Annotated in this window: 16 protein-coding genes; 12 read left to right on the top strand and 4 right to left on the bottom strand. The window is 73.8% G+C overall.

The window, feature by feature from the left end:
- Nucleotides 1–163 precede the first annotated feature (163 nt).
- Nucleotides 164–538, bottom strand: a complete 375-nt coding sequence (locus ACFU7Y_RS19660) for a hypothetical protein (RefSeq protein WP_380769010.1) — start codon at nt 536–538, stop codon at nt 164–166.
- Between the two features lie 330 nt (nt 539–868).
- Here ACFU7Y_RS19660 and ACFU7Y_RS19655 point away from each other — a divergent pair, with 330 nt between their 5' ends.
- Complete coding sequence (locus tag ACFU7Y_RS19655) at nt 869–1,411, top strand: RNA polymerase sigma factor (protein ID WP_224282472.1); 543 nt, start codon at nt 869–871, stop codon at nt 1,409–1,411.
- 89 nt (nt 1,412–1,500) lie between these two features.
- On the top strand, nt 1,501–2,502 hold the full coding sequence (locus ACFU7Y_RS19650; protein ID WP_380769008.1) for a hypothetical protein: 1,002 nt from the start codon (nt 1,501–1,503) through the stop codon (nt 2,500–2,502).
- Between the two features lie 145 nt (nt 2,503–2,647).
- Here ACFU7Y_RS19650 and ACFU7Y_RS19645 read toward each other — a convergent pair whose 3' ends face one another.
- Nucleotides 2,648–4,063, bottom strand: coding sequence for a cation:dicarboxylate symporter family transporter (locus ACFU7Y_RS19645; protein ID WP_224282470.1), 1,416 nt, complete (start codon nt 4,061–4,063; stop codon nt 2,648–2,650).
- Nucleotides 4,064–4,259: 196 nt separating this feature from the next.
- Here ACFU7Y_RS19645 and ACFU7Y_RS19640 point away from each other — a divergent pair, with 196 nt between their 5' ends.
- From ACFU7Y_RS19640 to ACFU7Y_RS19625, 4 genes are all read left to right on the top strand, one after another.
- Nucleotides 4,260–6,116, top strand: a complete 1,857-nt coding sequence (locus tag ACFU7Y_RS19640) for an ATP-binding protein (RefSeq protein ID WP_224282469.1) — start codon at nt 4,260–4,262, stop codon at nt 6,114–6,116.
- Nucleotides 6,113–6,841, top strand: a complete 729-nt coding sequence (locus tag ACFU7Y_RS19635) for a response regulator (protein ID WP_224282468.1) — start codon at nt 6,113–6,115, stop codon at nt 6,839–6,841. Before ACFU7Y_RS19640 ends, ACFU7Y_RS19635 begins: the two co-directional genes overlap by 4 nt.
- Before the next feature lie 186 nt (nt 6,842–7,027).
- Complete coding sequence (locus ACFU7Y_RS19630; RefSeq protein WP_380769005.1) at nt 7,028–8,491, top strand: diaminobutyrate--2-oxoglutarate transaminase; 1,464 nt, start codon at nt 7,028–7,030, stop codon at nt 8,489–8,491.
- Between the two features lie 71 nt (nt 8,492–8,562).
- The gene (locus tag ACFU7Y_RS19625) at nt 8,563–10,026 is read left to right on the top strand and encodes a pyridoxal-dependent decarboxylase (protein WP_224283876.1); all 1,464 of its coding nucleotides are present in this window, start codon (nt 8,563–8,565) and stop codon (nt 10,024–10,026) included.
- A 64-nt stretch (nt 10,027–10,090) separates the two neighbouring features.
- Here the strand turns inward: ACFU7Y_RS19625 and ACFU7Y_RS19620 are convergent, their stop codons facing one another.
- Nucleotides 10,091–10,888 (bottom strand): inositol monophosphatase family protein, encoded by a 798-nt coding sequence (locus ACFU7Y_RS19620; RefSeq protein WP_224283877.1) that lies wholly within the window; start codon nt 10,886–10,888, stop codon nt 10,091–10,093.
- Nucleotides 10,889–11,254: 366 nt separating this feature from the next.
- Here ACFU7Y_RS19620 and ACFU7Y_RS19615 point away from each other — a divergent pair, with 366 nt between their 5' ends.
- Nucleotides 11,255–11,641, top strand: a complete 387-nt coding sequence (locus tag ACFU7Y_RS19615; protein ID WP_224283878.1) for a VOC family protein — start codon at nt 11,255–11,257, stop codon at nt 11,639–11,641.
- Nucleotides 11,642–11,649: 8 nt separating this feature from the next.
- On the opposite strand, the gene ACFU7Y_RS19610 is transcribed toward ACFU7Y_RS19615, so the two are convergent.
- Entirely contained in the window at nt 11,650–12,015 is a 366-nt protein-coding gene (locus tag ACFU7Y_RS19610; RefSeq protein ID WP_224283872.1) for a DUF6191 domain-containing protein, read from the bottom strand.
- Nucleotides 12,016–12,149: 134 nt separating this feature from the next.
- Between ACFU7Y_RS19610 and ACFU7Y_RS19605 the strand changes: the two genes are divergently transcribed.
- The 5 genes from ACFU7Y_RS19605 to ACFU7Y_RS19585 all read left to right on the top strand — a co-directional run bounded on the left by ACFU7Y_RS19605 (nt 12,150) and on the right by ACFU7Y_RS19585 (nt 18,723).
- Nucleotides 12,150–12,908: a dienelactone hydrolase family protein gene (locus ACFU7Y_RS19605; RefSeq protein ID WP_224283873.1), complete on the top strand. Its 759-nt coding sequence runs from the start codon at nt 12,150–12,152 to the stop codon at nt 12,906–12,908.
- A gap of 484 nt (nt 12,909–13,392) precedes the next feature.
- A complete protein-coding gene (locus tag ACFU7Y_RS19600) occupies nt 13,393–13,740 on the top strand; it encodes a hypothetical protein (protein ID WP_224283874.1) in 348 nt (115 codons plus the stop codon).
- A gap of 112 nt (nt 13,741–13,852) precedes the next feature.
- Nucleotides 13,853–15,808 (top strand): serine/threonine-protein kinase, encoded by a 1,956-nt coding sequence (locus ACFU7Y_RS19595; protein WP_380769002.1) that lies wholly within the window; start codon nt 13,853–13,855, stop codon nt 15,806–15,808.
- 123 nt (nt 15,809–15,931) lie between these two features.
- Nucleotides 15,932–16,585 carry a GNAT family N-acetyltransferase gene (locus ACFU7Y_RS19590; RefSeq protein ID WP_224282090.1) on the top strand — a complete coding sequence of 218 codons (654 nt, stop codon included), beginning with the start codon at nt 15,932–15,934 and terminating at the stop codon, nt 16,583–16,585.
- A 500-nt stretch (nt 16,586–17,085) separates the two neighbouring features.
- On the top strand, nt 17,086–18,723 hold the full coding sequence (locus ACFU7Y_RS19585; RefSeq protein ID WP_380769000.1) for a M4 family metallopeptidase: 1,638 nt from the start codon (nt 17,086–17,088) through the stop codon (nt 18,721–18,723).
- Nucleotides 18,724–18,885 lie beyond the last annotated feature (162 nt).

Here is an 18,885-nt window from a genome sequence, read left to right as displayed (position 1 = left end):
CTGACAGATGACAGCTGACAGATTTCGAAATCTGTCAGCTGTCATCTGTCAGTCGTCGATCGTCGGCTGCCGTCTACTGCCCGTTACTCGTCACCCGCCCCGGTCGGCGGCTGGGTGCGTCGGGGGTTCGGTCGGGGGGTGCACCTGCGGCTCGGTCAGTGGCTCAGCTGCGCCACTGGAACACGATCTTCGTCCAGGTGGATCCGGGGCACTTGCCCCAGACCGACCAGGCCTGCGGTCGCGCGCCGATCCACAGGCCGGTGGTGTGCGAGCCGTCGGCGCAGTAGGTGATGGTGCGCAGTTGCCCGGAGTAGACGTAGCAGTAGCCCTCCCAGCGCCAGCCGTAGTTGGCGGTGATGGCGCAGCGGTAGGCCTCGGCCGCGATGGTGTTCGAGGTCGCGGCGGTTCCGGGGGTGACGGTCTGATCCTGGATCGTCGCCGCCGCGGCGGCCGGCTGGGCGGTGGTCCCGAGCGCGCTCAGGGCGGCCACGGTGGCCAGTCCGAGCGTGGCGATCTTCCTGGCGATGCAACCTCGCACTGCGGTTCTCCTTGCTGAGGGTTTCTCGTCGGGTGGAGTGTCCCGACCTCCGGGGTGTCCGCGCGGAGGTCAAGTCCCGTCTCCCGTACGACTGGTGACGTATTGCATACGAATGGCTGCGCACGGTGAGACGGCGAACTATGATGTGACCTGTGTCACAGGTCATCCGGTTGGCCCGCGGCCCCTGCGGCCAGGCCGGACCAGGTGCTCGGGGTGCCGATTTCCGGGGAGAGCGGCATGGCGGACTGCAGCGGTCGGAATGCGGGCGGCGGACGGGAAAAGGGCTTCGGTCCGAACGGGAGCGGCGGTCAATCGGCCGAATTCAACCGGGTGTTCATCGATCTGCTGCCCAGGCTCCACCAGGCGGCAGTCTCCCTCGCCGGCGGTCCGGTCGGCGCCGGGGACGTCGTCCATGACGCGTACCTCCGGATCGCCCGCCGGCCGGAGCGCTTCCTCGGCCACCCGCAGCCTTACGCCTACGCGTTCACCACGATGGTGAACATCCTGCGCGACCAGTGGCGCCGGGAGCGCCGGCAGGTGTCGATGCCCGAGGTGCCGGAGGCGGGCGACGCCGGCGAGCGGGGCCAGGCGGCGCCCGATCCCCGGTCCGGCGGGATGGGCGAGTTGCAGGCGCGCTGGGAGGTGCTCCGGCTGCTGGACTTCCTCACCGTCAAGCAGGCCCGTGCGGTGGTCCTGGTGGACCTCGACGGCTACAGCGTCGACGAGGCCGCCGAGCTGCTCGGGCTGCACCGCAGCACGCTGGCCGTCACCCGGCGTCGCGCCCACGGCCGGCTGCGCGCCGTCCTCCAGCGGGAGCGCGAATGGGAGCGGCAGGCGGGGCGTGAACGGGAGCGCGAGCGCGGGCGGAGCTGAGGGTGCGGCGGTGGATGGGGTCGCTGCCCGACGCACCGAACTGACAGCAAGTCAGCTGATGCGCCACCTCGGCCCGTACCCTGCGAATCGTGATCACGCACGAGGACGGCCGCCTGCGCGCACTGGCCGACGACGGCCGCTGGCCCGAGCTGCTCACCGCCTACCGGCAGGGCCGGGCGGCGGCCGTGGCGGAGGCGGGGGAGGAGACCGCGGCCGCGCTGACGGCGCCGCTCGGCCACCTGATCGCCTACGCGGCGCCGCCCGAGCTGGCCGTCCGGCTCTTCGACCGGGACGGCGGTGCGGGAACGGCTGCCGGGGTGGCCGACCACGACGCCGGCCCGCTCTGGGAGGTGCTGGCGACCCGGCACTCCTGGTTGCGGCTGGCCCCGCTGCTCGGCCCGGCCGGGGTGCGACGGCTGGTCGCGCACACCCGGGCGCTGCTCGGCGAGGACCTCTCGCACCAGGCCGAGTCCGATCCGGAGGGCGTGCCGCTGCGCTTGGAGCCGTGGGAGGCGGCGGGCTGGGACGAGGCGGCCCGGGTGCGCGAGTACCTGCCCGGCGGGGGCGCGCGCAGCGCACTGCTGACCCTGCCGGCCAGCCGGGAGGGCCTGGGCGAGGTGGAACTTCCCCCGGCGGGGCGGTCGGGTGGGCGGCCGGACGGGCCGCGGGTCACCCGGGCACTGGCCGGACTGGGCGCGCTCGCGCCGTGGGCGGAGACGGCCTGCGTCCGCGGCCAGGCCCCGGCGGCGGCCGCCCTGATGGCCCGCGACCGGCGGGTGGTCGGCGGCCATCTGCCGTTCGCGCTCGCCTACCCGGCGCTGGTGCGGGCCGCTTCCGTGGGGCGGACGCAGGGCTGTGCGCACGGGCGGCTGGGGATGTGGCGGGCCCTGGCCGCGATGGCCGCGATGGCCGGGGCGGACGGTCCGGACGGGACGGGCAGGGTGGACCGGGGCGCGGTGAATGCGCTGGTGGCCCGCATGCGCTGTTTCACCTGGCAGGAGCCTTCGGCCGGGCTGCACCACCTGCACGTCGCGCTGGAGGATCCGGCGAGCGGGGTGGCCTGGGTGGTCAGTGGCTCCCAGGAGCTGTGACGGGCCCGGAGCCCGGTCGGGCCCGGAACGCCGGTCGCGTGGAAGAGCCCGACCGGACGGGAAGACGAAGACCCCCGGTCCGGCGCCTTTCCGGGGGTTGGATAGGAGGCGCCGGACCGGGGGAGTGCGAGGGCCGCTGCCGGGCTCAGACGCCGGCGGGGGCGACGCCCTGGGCGGGGACGGCCTCGGGGGCGGAGGCTGTGGAGTCGTCCGACGCGGAGGCGGGTCCGGCGGGCCCGCCGTGGGCGTCGACCAGCGTCAGCTCGTCGAACGGCAGCTCGCCGGCCAGCACCCGCCGGGCACGCGCGGCGTCGAGTTCGCCGGTCCAGTGTCCGATCAGCACGGTCGCGACGGCGTTGCCCGCGAAGTTGGTGAGCGCGCGGGCCTCCGACATGAAGCGGTCGATGCCGACGATCAGACCGACGCCGTCCACCAGAGCGGGCTTGTGTGACTGGAGCCCGCCCGCGAGAGTGGCCAGTCCGGCGCCGGTGACCCCGGCCGCGCCCTTGCTCGCGATCACCATGAACACCAGCAGCGAGAGCTGCTCGCCGAGCGACATCGGCTTGTCCATCGCCTCGGAGATGAAGATCGAGGCCATGGTCAGGTAGATGGCGGTGCCGTCGAGGTTGAAGCTGTAGCCGGTCGGCACGGTGATGCCGACGACCGGGCGGCTGACGCCCAGGTGTTCCATCTTGGCGATCAGTCGGGGCAGTGCGCTCTCGGACGAGGAGGTGGAGAGGATCAGCAGGAACTCGCGGCCGAGGTACTTCAGCAGCGCGAACACGTTGACCCCGGCAACCAGGCGCAGCAGCGTGCCCAGCACCACGACGACGAACAGCACGCAGGTGACGTAGAAGCCGATCATGATGACGGCCAGGCTCTTCAGCGCGGCGGTGCCGGTGGCCCCGACCACGGCCGCCATCGCCCCGAAGGCGCCGATCGGCGCGACCCACATGATCATCGACATGACCCGGAAGACCAGCCGCTGCACGTGCTCGATCCCGCGCAGCACCGGCGCGCCGGCCTGGCCCATCGCCTGGAGTGCGAAGCCGATGAGCAGGGCGACCAGCAGGGTCTGGAGCACCTTGCCCTGGGTGAGGGCGGAGAGCAGGGTCTCGGGGATCATCCCGAGCAGGAAGTCGGTGGTCGACTGGGCGCCGCCGGCGGCCGCCTGGGCGTGGCCGGACTTGGCGAGCGCGGCGGTCAGGTGGAGGCCGCCGCCGGGCTCCAGGAGGTTGCCGACGACCATGCCGATGGCCAGCGCGACGGTCGACATGGCGAGGAAGTAGCCGATGGCGAGGCCGCCGACCTTGCCGACCTTCGCGGCCTTGGTCACCGAGCCGATGCCCAGGACGATGGTGCAGAAGATCACCGGGCTGATCATCATCTTGATCAGGTTGACGAAGCCCGTGCCGACCGGCTTCAGCTCCACGGCGAAACCGGGAGCGGCCAGACCGACCACCACACCCGCGATCACCGCGGCGATCACCGCGATGTAGAGGTAGTGGGTCCTGTCCTTGGGTCTGGGTCCCGCCGCCGTGGCGGCTCCAGCGATCGACATCTGCGGCTCCCTTGCCGTGCAGTCCTGGCGGCCCCGGGGGATGGGCCGCTCCGACTATGGGCCCAGAGGTGACACAGGTCACGTTTGCGTTCATAGAGTTCATGAACGGTGCGGGTGGTCCGGGAGGCGGGCCCGCGAACGATGCGGGCCGGACGGGCTCTGGGGCCGTCCGGGAGCGTGGTGCACACTGGCAGGCATGTCCCAGCACACCGCCCCCACCGCCCCGCGCCGCCGCTCGCGCCGGCCGACGGGCCGCGGGCCCCGGCGGTTGCCCCGAGGCCTGCCCCACCGCCTGCCCCGAGGCCTGGTCAGATGCCTCCCCCGGCGCCTCGTCCGGAGCCTGGCCGGGCAGCTGTTCGTGGTCCAGGTGGTGATCGTCGCCGCCGTGGTCGCCGGCGGCGCGGTGCTCGCGTACCTCTTCGCCGCCGACCGCACCGAGGATGCCGCCCGTCGCCAGGTCACCGCGGTCGCGCACGCCGTCGCGGACTCGCCGTCCGTCCGGGCCGCGGTCGCCGGGCCGGACCCGACCGCGGTGCTCCAGCCGTACGTCGAGCAGGTGCGGGCCGACACCGGGGTCTCCTTCATCACCGTCATGGACACCGACGGCGTGCGCTGGACCCACCCGCTGCCCGATCAGATCGGCCGGACCTACCTCGGGCACATCGACTGGGCGCTCGCCGGGCAGACCCGCAGCGAGACGTACACCGGCACGCTCGGCCCGTCGGTGCGGGTGGTCACCCCGGTGTGGGACGACCGGCACCGGGTGGTCGCGCTGGTCAGCGCGGGCCTCACGGTGGAGTCGATCTCCGCGCAGCTGAGCGGTCCGCTGCTCGCCCTGGTCGGGGTGGCGGTGGCCGCGCTCGCGGTCGGCGGCGTCGGCACCTACCTCGCCAACTCCCGGCTGCGGCGGCACACCCACGGAATGGGGCCGGACGAGCTGAGCCACCTCTACGAGTACCACCAGGCCACCCTGCACGCGGTGCGCGAGGGGCTGGTCCTGCTGGACCGCTCGCACCGGGTGGTGCTGTGCAACGACGCCGCCCGTGAACTGCTCGGTCTGGCAGGCGACCTGGACGGCCGCCCGGTGGCGGGGCTGGGTCTGCCGGAGGCGCTGGTGGCGGCCGTGCTGAGGGAGGAGCCGGTCCGGGACGAGGTGCACCTGACCGCCGAGCGGGTCGTGGTGCTGAACACCTCCACCATCGGCACCGGAAACGGTCTCGGCAGGGTGGTCACCCTCCGGGACCACACCGAACTCCAGGCGCTCAGCGGCGAGTTGGACTCCGTACGCGGCTTCACCGAGGCGCTCGGAGCGCAGGCGCACGAGGCCGCCAACCGCTTGCACGCGGTGGTCTCGCTGATCGAACTCGGCCGACACGAGCAGGCGGTGGAGTTCGCCACGGCCGAGCTCGAACTCGCCCAGCAGCTCACCGACCGGGTGGTCGCGGCGGTGAGTGAGCCGGTGCTGGCCGCGCTGCTGCTCGGCAAGGCGGCCCAAGCCGCCGAACGGGGCGTGGAGTTGACCCTCACCGAGGACAGCCGGATCGACGACGGGGTGCTGCCGCCCGGGCTCTCCGCGCGGGACCTGATCACCGTGCTCGGCAACCTGATCGACAACGCCGTGGACGCCGCCATCGCCGGTGCGGCCGGGAGCACCGTCCCGCCGGAGGTCACCGTCACGGCGCGGATCGCCGGCCGCCGGGACTGCGGCGGTCGGGACTGCGGCGGCGATGGTGCGGGAGCGGACGGTGACTGCCTGCTGCTGCGGGTCGCCGACACCGGTCCGGGGATCGCCCCGGGCGCGGTCGACGACGTGTTCCGGCGAGGCTGGAGCACGAAGCAGGACGGTCACGGTCACGGGCTCGGGCTGGCGCTGGTCGCCCAGACCGCCCGGCGCAACGGCGGCACCGTCGAGGTCGGACGGGAGCGCGGCGCGGTGCTCACCGTGCGGCTGCCGCTGGGCGGACAGACGGCAGGGCCCGCCGGCGGGGCGGGGGAGTCCACCGGCGAGCCGCGGGAGACCACTGGCCGGGAGCAGGAAGGGGCCCTGGTGTGAGCAGCGCCGCCGACACCGCCGCCGCGACGGGGATCTCCGTCCTGGTGGTCGAGGACGACCCGGTGGCCGCCGCCGCGCACACCCTGTACGTCCGGCGGGAGCCCGGCTTCCACGCCGCGGGGACGGTCCACAGCTGTGCCGACGCGCTGCGCTTCCTGGACCGGGCCCGCGCCGCCGGGACGCCCGTCGACCTCATCCTGCTGGACCTCTACCTGCCGGACGGCCACGGGCTCCAGCTCTGCCGCACGTTGCGCGCGACCGGCCACGGCGCCGACGTCATCGCGGTGACCTCGGCCCGCGACCTCGCCATGGTCCGGCAGGCGGTCTCCGCGGGCGTCGTGCAGTACCTGCTGAAACCGTTCAGCGCGGCCGCCCTGCACGACCGCCTGGACCGCTACGCCCGCTACCGGGACAGCCTCGGGCGCACCGGCGAGGCGACCGGGCAGGAGGAGGTCGACCAGGCGCTCGCCCTGCTCCGCACGCCGGAGCGCACCACTCTGCCCAAGGGGCTGTGCGCGCCCACCCTGGACGCCGTCGCCTCGGTGCTGCGCGAGGCGGCCACCGGGCTGTCGGCGGCGGCCGCGGGCGCCGCCGCCGGGGTCTCGCGGATCACCGCGCGGCGCTACCTGGAGCACCTGGTGGAGACCGGGTGCGCGGTGCGGGAGCCGCAGTACGGGAGTGTCGGGCGGCCGGAGCTCTGCTACCGGTGGCGGGGGCGGGGCTGACGTCGGTGGGGCCGGGGCCGGCGGCCGACGGGGTTTCGGGGTCCCACGCCGTGACCTTTCCGCGCGGTGCTCGTTTGGGGAACCGGGGGAGGTTCACTCGCTCGGGTGGTTTCGGGGCCCCGAGGACATTCCGCCAGGTCAAGGTCAGTAAAGTTAGGCTTACCTAACTTCCTCTGGGGGTCCCTCGTGTCGCTCGCTGCCGTATCCGCCCAGGCCGCCTCCGCAGCCCCGGCCGCCGGTGAAGCCATCCTGCGCCGTCAGCGCGTCCGCGAGTCCGCCGCCAGAACGTACGCCCGCTCCTTCCCGATCGTCCCGGTCCGCGCCAACGGCATGACCGTCGAGGGCGCCGACGGACGGCGCTACCTGGACTGCCTCTCCGGCGCCGGAACACTCGCCCTCGGCCACAACCACCCGGTGGTGCTGGAGGCGATCCGCCGCACCCTCGACAGCGGCGCCCCGCTGCACCTGCTCGACCTCGCCACCGCCGAGAAGGACGACTTCACCAGCGCGCTGTTCGAGAGCCTGCCGGCGGAGTTCGCCGCCCGCGCGCGGGTGCACTTCTGCGGACCGGCCGGGACGGACGCCGTCGAGGCCGCGCTCAAGCTGATGCAGACCGCCACCGGCCGCTCCGGCGCGCTCGCCTTCACCGGCGCGTACCACGGCATGACCGCCGGTGCCCTCGCGCTCACCGGCAACGTCGCCGTCAAGGAGCCGCTGCCGAGCGGCGGCGAGGTCGCCCGGCTGCCCTACCCGTACGGCTACCGCTGCCCGTTCGGGGTCGGCGGCGAGGCGGGCGCCGACCTCGCCGCGACCTACGTGGAGCGGCTGCTGGACGACCCCTCGGGCGGCGTGGTGGCGCCCGCCGCGATGATCCTGGAGGCCGTCCAGGGCGAGGGCGGGGTCGTCCCCGCGCCCGACGGCTGGCTGCGCGCGATGCGCCGGATCACCGCCGAGCGCGGCATTCCGCTGATCGTCGACGAGGTGCAGACCGGAGTCGGCCGCACCGGCGCGATGTGGGCGATCGAGCACAGCGGCGTCGTCCCGGACGCCATGGTCCTCTCCAAGGCCATCGGCGGCAGCCTGCCGCTCGCCGTCGTCGTCTACCGCGAGGACTACGACGGCTGGCGGCCCGGCGCCCACACCGGCACCTTCCGCGGCAACACCCTCGCCATGGCCGCCGGGGCCGCGACGCTGCGCCACGTCGCGGCCAACGGACTGGCCGAGCGGGCCGCCGTCGTCGGCGAGCGGATGGCGGCCCGGCTGCGCGAGCTCGCGGCCGAACTGCCGGTGATCGGCGACGTGCGCGGCCGGGGGCTGATGCTCGGGGTCGAACTGGTCGACCCGGCGGCCGAGCCCGACGCGTGCGGCGCCCGGCCGGCCGACCCGGCGCTCGCGGTGCGCGTCCGGGAGGCGTGCCTGGCGCGGGGGCTGATCGTCGAGCTCGGCGGGCGCCACGACGCGGTGCTGCGGCTGCTCCCGCCGCTGACCATCACCGACGAGCAGGTGGCGGCGGTACTGGAGCGGTTGGCGGAGGCGATCGCAGCGGCCTCCTCCTCCGCGCGCGGGCCGGCGGGTGGGGCGGCGGGTGGGGCGGCGGGTGGGGCGGCGCAGGGTTCGGCGAGTCCGTCGGCGGCCCGGGGGCAGCGATGAGCGGGTCCGGCCCCGGCCCTGCGGGGCTCCCCGGGGATGGCGCCGCCCGGCTCCCCGGGGACGGCTCCGCCATGGACGCCCTGGCAGGCGGCGCGGCCGGGCCGGGCGCGCTCGGACCACTGCTGGCCACCGTCCTCGACTCGCTGGAGACGGGCACCGCCATGCGCTCCGGGCCGCTTCCGGCGGGCAGCCCGGCCGAGATCGCCGCACTCGTCGACGACGCGCTGGCCACCAGTGAAGGACCCGGCGCGCTCGCCCGGCTCACCGAACTGCTCGCCTACGGCGCCGCCGACCCCGCCGACCCGGCCTGCGCCGCGCACCTGCACTGCCCGCCGCTCGCCGTCGCCGCCGCGGCCGACCTCGCGGTCAGCGCCCTCAACCCCTCCCAGGACTCCTGGGACCAGGCTCCCGCCGCCACCGCCCTGGAGAGCGCACTGCTCGCCGAGATCGCCGGGCTGGTCGGCTACGACCCGGAGCGATCCGCCGGCGTCCTCACCTCCGGCGGCACCGAGTCCAACCTCATGGGGCTCATGCTGGCGCGCGACCAGAAGCTCGACGGCATCGTCGAGTTGGACGGCATCCCGGCCGGCGTCCGGCCGTGCATCCTCGCCTCCGAGGCCGCGCACTTCTCCGTCCAGCGCGCCGCCGCCCTGCTCGGCCTCGGCGAGCGGGCCGTCATCCCCGTCCCGGTCGACCGCGGACTGCGGATGCGGGAGGACGAACTGGAACGGGCGATGGCCGAGGCCGGCCGGGCCGGACGGACCCCGATCGCCGTGGTCGCCACCGCCGGCACCACCGACACCGGAGCCATCGACCCGCTACCCGCCACCGCCGACCTCGCCGGACGCTACGGCGCCTGGCTGCACGTGGACGCCGCGTACGGCGGCGGGGCGCTGCTCTCCGACCGGCTCGCCCCACTGCTCGACGGCATCGCCCGCGCCGACTCGGTCTCCCTCGACTGGCACAAGATCGGCTGGCAGCCGGCCGCGGCCGGGGTCTTCCTGGTGCGCCGCGCCGAGACCTACGCGTCGCTCGCCCGCCGCGCCGAGTACCTCAACCCGGCCGACGACGAGCAGGCCGGCTACCCCAGCCTGCTCGGCCGCTCGCTGCGCACCACCCGTCGGGCCGACGCCTTCAAACTCGCCGTCACCCTGCGCACCCTCGGACGCGACGGACTCGGCCGGCTGGTCGACAGCTGCCACGACCTCGCCCGCGCCGCCGCAGACGCCGTCCGCACCGACCCGGCGCTCGAACTCCACGCCGAGCCCGTGCTCACTGCCATCCTCTTCCGCTACCGGCCGCCCGGTGTGACGGACGAGGCGGTGCTGGACGAGACGAACGGCCGCCTGCGGCGCCTGCTGCTGCGCACCGGCCGGGCGGTGATCGGCCGCACCGAACTCCCGGGCGAGGGCCCGGGGCGGGTCCGGCTGAAGCTCACGCTGCTGAACCCCCACACCACGGTGGGGGAGGTCGGCGCGCTGCTGCGGGAGGTGGTGGGCGCCGGCCACAAGGTGGCGGGCGAGCGGGCGGGGTAGGGCGGGCGGGGTAACGGGTGGGTGGCCAGGTGCGCGGCGGCTCCCGGCGCGCAGAGCCCCGGGGTCAGTCGCTCAGGAGGGTCGACCGGGTGAGCTCCCAGGTGTCGGGGTCGGCGGCGACCAGGAGACCGTCCTCGCAGCCGGGGGCCTCCGGGCGGTAGGGGACGCCGTCCAGGCGGGCGGAGACGCCGCCGGCCTCGGTGACCAGCAGGGAGCCGGGGGCGTGGTCCCAGGGGAGGGTGCGCCAGTAGAGGATGAAGTCGAAGCGGCCCTCGATGACGTCCGGGTACTCGATCCCGGCGGCGTGCCGGCCGGGGGAGATCTCACCGAAGGCCGCGATGTTGTCCTGGAGCCGGCGGCGGTGCTCGGCGTCGAGGTAGCGGCTCTTGACCGAGCCGCGCAGCTTCGCGACGTCCTTCGGCGCCGGGGGGCGGGTCAGGCGTACACCGTCGCGCCAGGCGCCGGAGCCCAGTTCGGCGCAGTAGGTGGTGGCGGTGGCGGGCTGCCAGATCCAGGAGGCGACCGTCCGGCCGGAGCGGACCAGGGAGCACATCACGGCGTACTCCGGTCGGCCGGCGACGAAGTTGGCGGTGCCGTCCACCGGGTCGACCAGCCAGACGGCGGGCTCGTCGTGCAGGGCCAGGGCGAGCGAGGGGTCGGCGGCGACCGCCTCCTCGCCGACCACGGGGACGGGCAGCAGCTCGTGCAGCCGGCGGGCGATGATCGCCTCGGCCTCGCGGTCGGCGACCGTCACGACCTCGCCGGGAGCCTTCTCCATCACCTCGCCGGCGGCCAGCGCCCGGAAACGCGGCTCCACCGCCTCGGCCGACGCCTCGGCGAGTATCTCCGCCACCTTGTCCATCAGCACGTTCGCGCTCCCTTCGCTGCAACCACTCTCCCACGAGTGGAGTAAGGGGGCGGCGGCGGACCGGGGTGGTGGACGGTGGGTGCACGGCCGGAGGCGGTCGGTCGACGGTGGGCGGCGAACGGGTTCAGCCGACGGATTTCAGATGACGGCCAACAGCTGACAGCCAACAGATGACAGATAACAGATTTCGAAATCTGTTATCTGTCAGCGCCTCCGTCGCCGCAGCCATGGCCGTCCTGCCCGCGGACCTCCGACGAGGAGCGCCTGCGGCGGGTCTGACGGCCCGTCCACAATCCTGCCGCACAGCATGGTTCGCTGTCGGTGGCATCGGCTATGGTCACCGGCGTGATCGATTCCACCATGCGGGTCCGGATCGCCCGCCCCTCGCGCGACCTCGCGGCGGCCGAGCGCTTCTACGTCGGCGGCCTCGGCCTCGCCGTGCAGTGGCGCAGCACCGAGCGGGTGTCCGGCAAGCACGACCTGCTGATGGTCGGCCCACCCGACGGCAGCTGGCACTTCGAGCTGACGCACGACCCTGAGCGGCCGCTGGAGCCCACCCCGACGGTGGATGACCTGTTCGTCGTCTACCTCGGCACCCCGGTCGGCGAAGGCCTGGTCGCCCGGCTGGAGGAAGCCGGCGGCACTCGGGTCGAGGCCCACAACCCGTACTGGGACGAGTGCGGCGTGACGATAGCCGATCCGGACGGCTACCGGCTGGTCCTCTGTTCCCGTACCTGGGGCGCCTGAGCGCCCGTCTACCGGGGCGACTGACCAGCCGTACCCGTTCGGCTTCCCGTGCGCGGCGCGGGGCCGGGCGCCCGTCCCCCGGCCCCGCCAGGCAGCACCGCCACACCCCGGTCCAGGTCCACGCCGAGGTGCGGCGGCGCTCCGGCCCGTGCGTCGTCCCGCTGCGCGAGCTGCTCCCGCTTCTGCTCGACCTGCACCTGCTTGCCCGGGCTGAACAGCGCGTGCAGCTCCTCCAGCCCGCCGGCGCCCGTCCCGGCGCCGGGTCCGCGCCCTCGCGGCCGTGACGAGGACTCGCCCCACACCTGCCACGCCGCCAGCAGGACGAGCCCCAGCACCGCCGCGACCGCCGCCGACACACCCACGATCAACCCCATGCCCGCTCAACGCGGCCGCGGGGCCGCGGTGTTCCCTCCGGGCGAAACACGGGCCCACTGTGGCGAAAGCGCTTGGGCGGGCGGCGGGCCCACCGGATACGCTGCCGGACGAACCGGAAGGAGCGTCCCTCACCATGACCGTGCGCGGAACCCTCGTGGACATCCCGACGGCGGACGGCACCGCCGACGCCTACCTCGCCCACCCCGACGACGACCGGGCCCACCCGGGCGTCATCCTCTACACGGACGCCTTCGGGCTCCGGCCGCACATGGAGAGCATGGCCGACCGCCTGGCCGCGGCCGGATACACCGTGCTCGTCCCCAACCTCTACTACCGCAACGGTCGCGCGCCGGTCGTCGAACTGCCGGAGCTCATCGACGTGGACCAGGCCGGCGAACTCTTCGCCAAGCTCGTCCCGCTGCTCAACACCCTCACCCCGGAGGTGACCGCCCGCGACGCGGACGCGTACCTGCGTTGGCTCGCCGAGTCCCCGCTGGTCCAGGACGGCCCGGTCGGCCTGACCGGATACTGCCGCGGAGCCCTGCTGGCGCTGCGCACGGCCGCCAGCCACCCCGACCGGATCGCCGTCGCGGCGGGATTCCACGGCGGCAGCCTCGCCACGGAGAGCCCGGACAGCCCGCACCTGGGCGCCGACCGGATCACCGCCGAGCTGTACTTCGGCCACGCGGACGAGGACCCCGCGCTGCCGCCCGAGCAGATCGACCGGCTTTCCGCGGCCCTCACCGCCGCCGGCGTCCGGTTCCGGGCGGAGGTCTACGCCGGCGCCCTGCACGGCTACACCCAGGCCGACACCAGCCGCTACGACGCGGCGGCCACCGAGCGGCACTGGGAGGCGCTGCTCGGAGTGCTGAAGCGGGTCCTGCCGACCTGAGGCCGTCCTGCCGACCTGAGGCCGGGCGGCCGATCGGTGGACCGGCCGATTGGCTGACCGGCGGACCGATTTTCCTGCCGACCGGCTGACCAGACGCCTGCTCGGCCGGTCGCAGGCCGTTCCTGGCCAGGGCCGGGCAAGCAGGGGCGAACGACGGATTCAGGGGGGACGCGCGTCAACACCAGTCGGGGCGGGTGGGGGAAACCGGCCGGGCCGGGCCTGCGGGGCGTCCAGGAGGCCATCGCGCGGGCGCTCGGCGAGCACCTGCCCGGCGGCGTGCGCACCGGCGAACTGGACCGCGGCGGGCGGGCGTTGCGCTGGTCGGAAGCAGGCCAGGGAGGTGTCGCCCCGGTGGTGCTGATCGCAGGCTCCGGAACATCGGCGCTCACCTGGTCGGATGGCCTGCCCGAACTCGCCCGGTGCGGACGGGTCGTGGCGTACGACCGGGCCGGGATCGGCGCCGACGTCGCCCGGACCGGCGGAGGTGCTCGACCGGGCCGAGGCGGCCGTGATCGCGTACCGGCACCAGCGGCGGACCATCCTCGCCGAGCATCGGCTGACCGCCACTGCCGTCCCTGAGATCCGACGGCGCCGAGCCGTGGCGCCGCCGCCCGAGGTGCCGCTGGTGGTCCTGAGCGCGACCCAGGGGTTGCCCAGGGCGATGCGCGTCCGCTGGACCGCCCTGCAGAGGGGCATCGCGACGAATGCCGTCCGGGGAACGCACGGCTCGGTCCACGGCGCCGGTCACACCATCCAGGCCGACCGGCCCCAGGCGGTCGTCGCGGCCGTCCGGGAAGCAGCGGACCGCGTCCGATACTTCCTCAAAGAATGACAACTCGTGCCCAATTCCTTTTCGGGCCTGCACTGCTGAGCCCGCGACACGCTCTGGCACACTGTGTGCCGACGACCTGCCGGGGCGGGTCACGACACGGGGGAGCAGGAGTATGAGCGGGGCGGGCACCGTGCTCGGCGGGCGGTACGAGCTGGTCGAGAAGATCGGCGGCGGCGCCATGGGCTCGGTCTGGAAGGCCGAGGACACGGTGCTGGCGCGGCGGGTCGCGGTCAAGATCCTGCGCTCGGAGCTGCTGGAGGACGACACCTCGGCCCAGCGCTTCCGCCGCGAGGCCCAGCTGGTCGCGGCGGTCGACCACCCCGGCGTGGTGGGCGTCCACGACTACGGCGAGAGCGGCGGGGACGGCGAGGAGCGCTGCGCCTACATCGTCATGGAGCTGATCGACGGCCGCCCACTGGACCGGGTGCTCAGGGACACCGGCCCGATGACCGTCGAGCGCACCCTCGGCCTGGTGGCCGGCGCCCTGGACGCGCTGCACGCCGCGCACCAGCGGGAGATCGTGCACCGGGACATCAAGCCGTCCAACCTGATGGTGCGCACCGACGGGCGGGTGGCCATCACCGACTTCGGCATCGCCCGGGCCCTCGCCAGTACCAAGCTCACCGCCCCGTTCTCGATCATCGGCACCGCGCTCTACATGTCCCCGGAGCAGGCCGAGGGCGCGGACCTCGGGCCGGCCACCGACCTCTACTCGATCGGCGTGGTCTGCTACGAGCTGCTGGTCGGCGAGCCGCCGTACTCCGGTGACGGGCCGCTCCAGATCGCGCTCAAGCACGTCAACCAGCCGGTGCCGGAACTGCCGGACACCTTCCCGGCGCCGGTGCGGGCGCTGGTCGCCCGGGCGCTCGCCAAGAAACCCGAGGAGCGGTACGCGGACGCCGCCGAGATGGCGGCGGCGGCCCGTGCGGCGCTCGCGGGGGAGGGCGTCGCGGGAGGCGAGCAGGCGGCCGGGAAGGCCGGGGTGGCCGACAGCCGGACCATCGCGCTCCGGCCCGGTGCCGATGGGGTGGCCAAGGGCGGCGTGGCGGAGCCGGTCAAGGGCGGTGCCGTCGAGCCGGCCGGGGCGGGGGCCGTGGTGGTGCCCGCCGCGGGCGGCACACCGGTACCGGCCGAGGTCGCGAAGGTGGAGCCGCAGGCGCCGACCGAACCCGGCCGCCGGCGGCCGCGGCGCACTCTGCTGGTGCCCATCGTCATCCCCGTCGTCATCTCGATGGGCACGGCGACCGTCCTGCTGATCGACCGCGGTTCCGGCAGCTCCGACGCGGCCCTGCCGCCCGCTGTCCAGCCGACCGTGGTGGTCACCGCCCCCGCGAACCCGGGCACCGCCGCCTCGGCGGCCACCACCACGCCCGCCACCCCGGCACCGACCGACACCCCGGCGGCCACTCCGGGCCCCGGCCAGCCGACGCCCGGCGCGGCCCAGAACCAGCCGCCGGTTCCGGTACCGGTCCCGGACCCGGTCGCAGGTCAGGGCGGCAGCCGGACCGGTGGTGCGGGCACGGCTGCGGGCGGGTCGTCGGGCGGTCAGGCGAGCCGGCCCGGCGGCGGCAATCCGCCCAACCCGCCCGCCAACCAGAACCCGCAGCCGCCGGCCCAGACCACCGATGGTGGCACCACCGGCGCCCCGCAGAGCCCGAGCCGCCCCGCGTCCTGCGGTGGCAACAGCTGGAGCACGATCGTCAGCGTGAAGGACGGCCGTGCGATCGGGATGCGCGACGACAACCTGAACGGCGACAACCCGATCGTGGTCGGCGGTCACGCGCAGTACGGCTGGGTGCGCTCGACCAACCCCGGCGCGTGGATCCTCTTCAACGCCTGCAACAACGGCGGCCCGCTGATGGTCCAGACCATGGACGGGAAGGTGGTCCTGAACAGCGGGTTCAGCTTCCTCACCAACTGGACGGTCCGCACCGGAAGTTCGGCGGGTTCGTACACCCTGGGCGACTACCAGAACCAGAGCTGCATGACCAACAACGGCCCCGGCAACGCGGTGACCATGGTCACCTGCACCCCCGGCAACACCGCCCAGGAGTGGCGGCTCCAGTAGGGAGACCCGTGGGGCGGGCGGGCCCTGCGGGCGGAGAGTGTCCGAGGGATGGTAATCGCGGCGCGGGGTGCGAGTGGCCTGGGAGGCTGCCGAGACCATCCCCGTCGTCGTGAAGGAGGAGCCGTGGGCTCCAGTGCCGTCGTACCGCCGTTTCTCGAAGGGCCGCTGCTGGAGGGTGAGTTCGTCCGGCTGGAGCCGCTGGAGCCCGGACATGCGGCCGGCCTCGCGGCCGCCGCGGAGGAGGACCGCAGCGGCTACACGTACACCTGGGTGCCATCGGCCGGCGAGGTGGGCGGATACATCGACGCCCAACTCGCCCGCAGGGGCGCGGGATTGCTCGCCCCGTACGTGCAGGTGGACCGGGTGTCCGGCCGGGTGGTCGGTGCGACGGCGTTCTGGGACCCGCGCCGTCGGCCCGAGGACGGTTCACTGTTCGCGATCGAGGTCGGGTTCACCTGGCTCGCGGCCTCCGCGCAGGGGAGTGGGCTGAACACCGAGGCCAAGTACCTACTGTTCCGACACGCCTTCGAGGCGTGGGGCGTGGCCCGGGTCGACCTCAAGACCGACGCCCGCAACGGCCGTTCGCGGGCGGCGATCGCGAAGGCCGGGGCGACGTTCGAGGGCGTGCTGCGGAACTGGTCGCGATCCTGGGCGCCGGGGGAGGCGGGGAAGCTGCGGGACTCGGCGGTCTTCTCGATCACGGACGAGGAGTGGCCGTCCTGCCGGGCCGGTCTGGAGCGGCGGCTCGCCGAGCTGCGCTCCGGGAGGCCGCGGTGACGGCGTCGGGAAGCCGATTAGCAGACACCATCCCTCTGGGCAAGGGGGATCGGGTGGCGGAACCTCGCCACCCCGGTGTCAAGGAACCGTATGGAATCTTCTACACACATGTAAAAGTCGATCGAGGGCCGGCCGGCCCCGCGGGTCGAATCGGCGTTCGGTGGCGGAGCGTCCGTCGGCGCAGGCGGTCGGCCGTCGCTCGGGCTGGAAGCCCTTCGCGGGATGTGGTGAATTGCCCCGGTTCGGTGGCCGATTGGGAGTCCTTTACCCAATGGCGGGACCAGGCCAATCACTGAAGCAGACCTGTCAATGCACCTGCTGGATTGTCATGCTTCTGTTCATCCCCCGGCGGTAGCCCCACCCCCACCCCTTGGTGGCGAGCCGCTCGACTGCGCGGGGTTCTCGCACGTCAGTGCCCGTCCCGCCCCACAGGTGCCGACCCGGCTCCCCGGGACGTGGTGCGACCGCGTCCAGACGCGGTTTCCCGGAAGGACTCGTACGTGAAGCGTAAGCTCGCGGCCGTCGCCGTACTCTCGGCCACGGCCCTGTTGACCGGTGTGATCCAGGTGAGCACCGCCGCCCAGGCCGCTCCCACCCCCTCGCTGCAGGCCCAGGCCGCCCAGCAGCACGCGACCGTGCTCAAGCTGGCAGCCGGCCAGGCCGGGCCGCTGGCCAAGGCGCTCAAGCTCGGCGACAAGGAGCAACTGGTCGCCAAGGACGCCGTGGTGGACAAGGACGGCACCCGCCACCTGCGCTTCGAGCGCACCTACGGGGGCCTGCCGGTGATCGGCGGCGACCTGATCGTCCACCAGAAGGCCGACGGCTCGGTGAAGGCGGTCGACAAGGCGGTCGCCGCACGGATCGCGTTGTCGAGCCTGACCCCGGAGATCGCCGCCGATCGGGCCGTCGCTCAGGTCGCCGAGTCGGTCAGGGCCACCGTCGGGGTGACCACCGACGCGGACGAGTCGCCGCTCACCGAGGTCCACCAGGCCGGCCAGGCCGAGCTGGTGGTCTGGGCCATCGACGGCACTCCCCGTCTGGCGTACCGCACCACGGTCACGGGGCTGCGCGCCGACGGCACCCCGAGCCGCCAGGTCCTGGTCACCGACGCCTCCGACGGCCGGATCCTCGCCACCCACGAGACCATCCAGACCGCGGCGGGCACCGGCAACGGTGTCTTCGTCGGCCAGGTCCCGTTGACCACCACCCAGAGCGGCTCGGAGTACCGACTGCAGGACGAGAGCCGCGGCGGTCAGTCCACCAGTGACCTCAACAACGGCACCGACGGGACCGGCTCGCTCTTCGCCAACACCAGCAACAGCTTCGGCGACGGAACCGTCAACAGCCGCGAATCCGCCGCCGTGGACGCCCAGTTCGGTGCCGCCACCACCTGGGACTTCTACAAGAACACCTTCGGGCGCAGCGGCATCCGCAACGACGGCGTCGGCGCGCTGAGCCGGGTGCACTACGGCTCCGACTACGTCAACGCCTTCTGGGACGACAGCTGCTTCTGCATGTCGTACGGCGACGGCAGCAACAACACCGCGCCGCTCACCGAGATCGACGTGGCCGGCCACGAGATGAGCCACGGCGTCACCGCCGCGACCGCCAACCTCAACTACGCGGGCGAGTCCGGTGGCCTCAACGAGGCCACCTCGGACATCATGGGCACGATGGTCGAGTGGTACGCCAACCTGCCCTCCAACCCGCCGAACTACTGGATCGGCGAGCTGATCAACCTGCGCGGCGACGGCAGCCCGCTGCGCTACATGGACCAGCCGAGCAAGGACGGCGCCTCGGCGGACTACTGGGACGCGAACGTCGGCAACCTGGACGTCCACTACTCGTCCGGGGTGGCGAACCACTTCTTCTACCTGCTGTCCGAGGGCAGCGGTGCGAAGACGATCAACGGGTTCAGCTACAGCAGCCCGACGTACGACAACTCCACGCTCGCGGGCATCGGCCGGGACAAGGCCGCGCAGATCTGGTACCGCGCGCTGACCACCTACTTCACCTCCACCACCGACTACGCGGGCGCCCGTACGGGCACCCTCAGCGCGGCGGCGGACCTGTACGGTTCGGGCAGCGCGGAGTACAGCGCGGTCGCCGCCAGCTGGACGGCCGTCAACGTCAACTGAGCCTTTTCCAGGGGGCTTCGGGCTTGCGTCAGGCCCGGAGCCGAACCGGCCCGGGCCTGGACCGATCAGGCCCGGCCCGGGAGCGCGTCGAGGCCCCGCCGGGCCGTGGGTGCCGGCCGGCGGGAGAGTACGGCGGGGGCGACGGTGAGCGGACCACCGTCG

Source organism: Kitasatospora sp. NPDC057542 (assembly GCF_042801945.1).
Lineage (GTDB): Bacteria > Actinomycetota > Actinomycetes > Streptomycetales > Streptomycetaceae > Kitasatospora.
Note: the sequence above shows the minus strand (reverse complement) of the source record. Positions and strands in the feature narration are given on the sequence as shown.

Coding starts and splice junctions, on each gene's coding strand:
- ACFU7Y_RS19645 (WP_224282470.1), bottom strand. CDS start 4,063: ATGTCGATCGCTGGAGCCGCCACGGCGGCGGGACCCAGACCCAAGGAC.
- ACFU7Y_RS19640 (WP_224282469.1), top strand. CDS start 4,260: ATGTCCCAGCACACCGCCCCCACCGCCCCGCGCCGCCGCTCGCGCCGG.
- ACFU7Y_RS19625 (WP_224283876.1), top strand. CDS start 8,563: ATGGACGCCCTGGCAGGCGGCGCGGCCGGGCCGGGCGCGCTCGGACCA.
- ACFU7Y_RS19620 (WP_224283877.1), bottom strand. CDS start 10,888: ATGGACAAGGTGGCGGAGATACTCGCCGAGGCGTCGGCCGAGGCGGTG.
- ACFU7Y_RS19615 (WP_224283878.1), top strand. CDS start 11,255: ATGCGGGTCCGGATCGCCCGCCCCTCGCGCGACCTCGCGGCGGCCGAG.
- ACFU7Y_RS19610 (WP_224283872.1), bottom strand. CDS start 12,015: ATGGGGTTGATCGTGGGTGTGTCGGCGGCGGTCGCGGCGGTGCTGGGG.
- ACFU7Y_RS19605 (WP_224283873.1), top strand. CDS start 12,150: ATGACCGTGCGCGGAACCCTCGTGGACATCCCGACGGCGGACGGCACC.
- ACFU7Y_RS19595 (WP_380769002.1), top strand. CDS start 13,853: ATGAGCGGGGCGGGCACCGTGCTCGGCGGGCGGTACGAGCTGGTCGAG.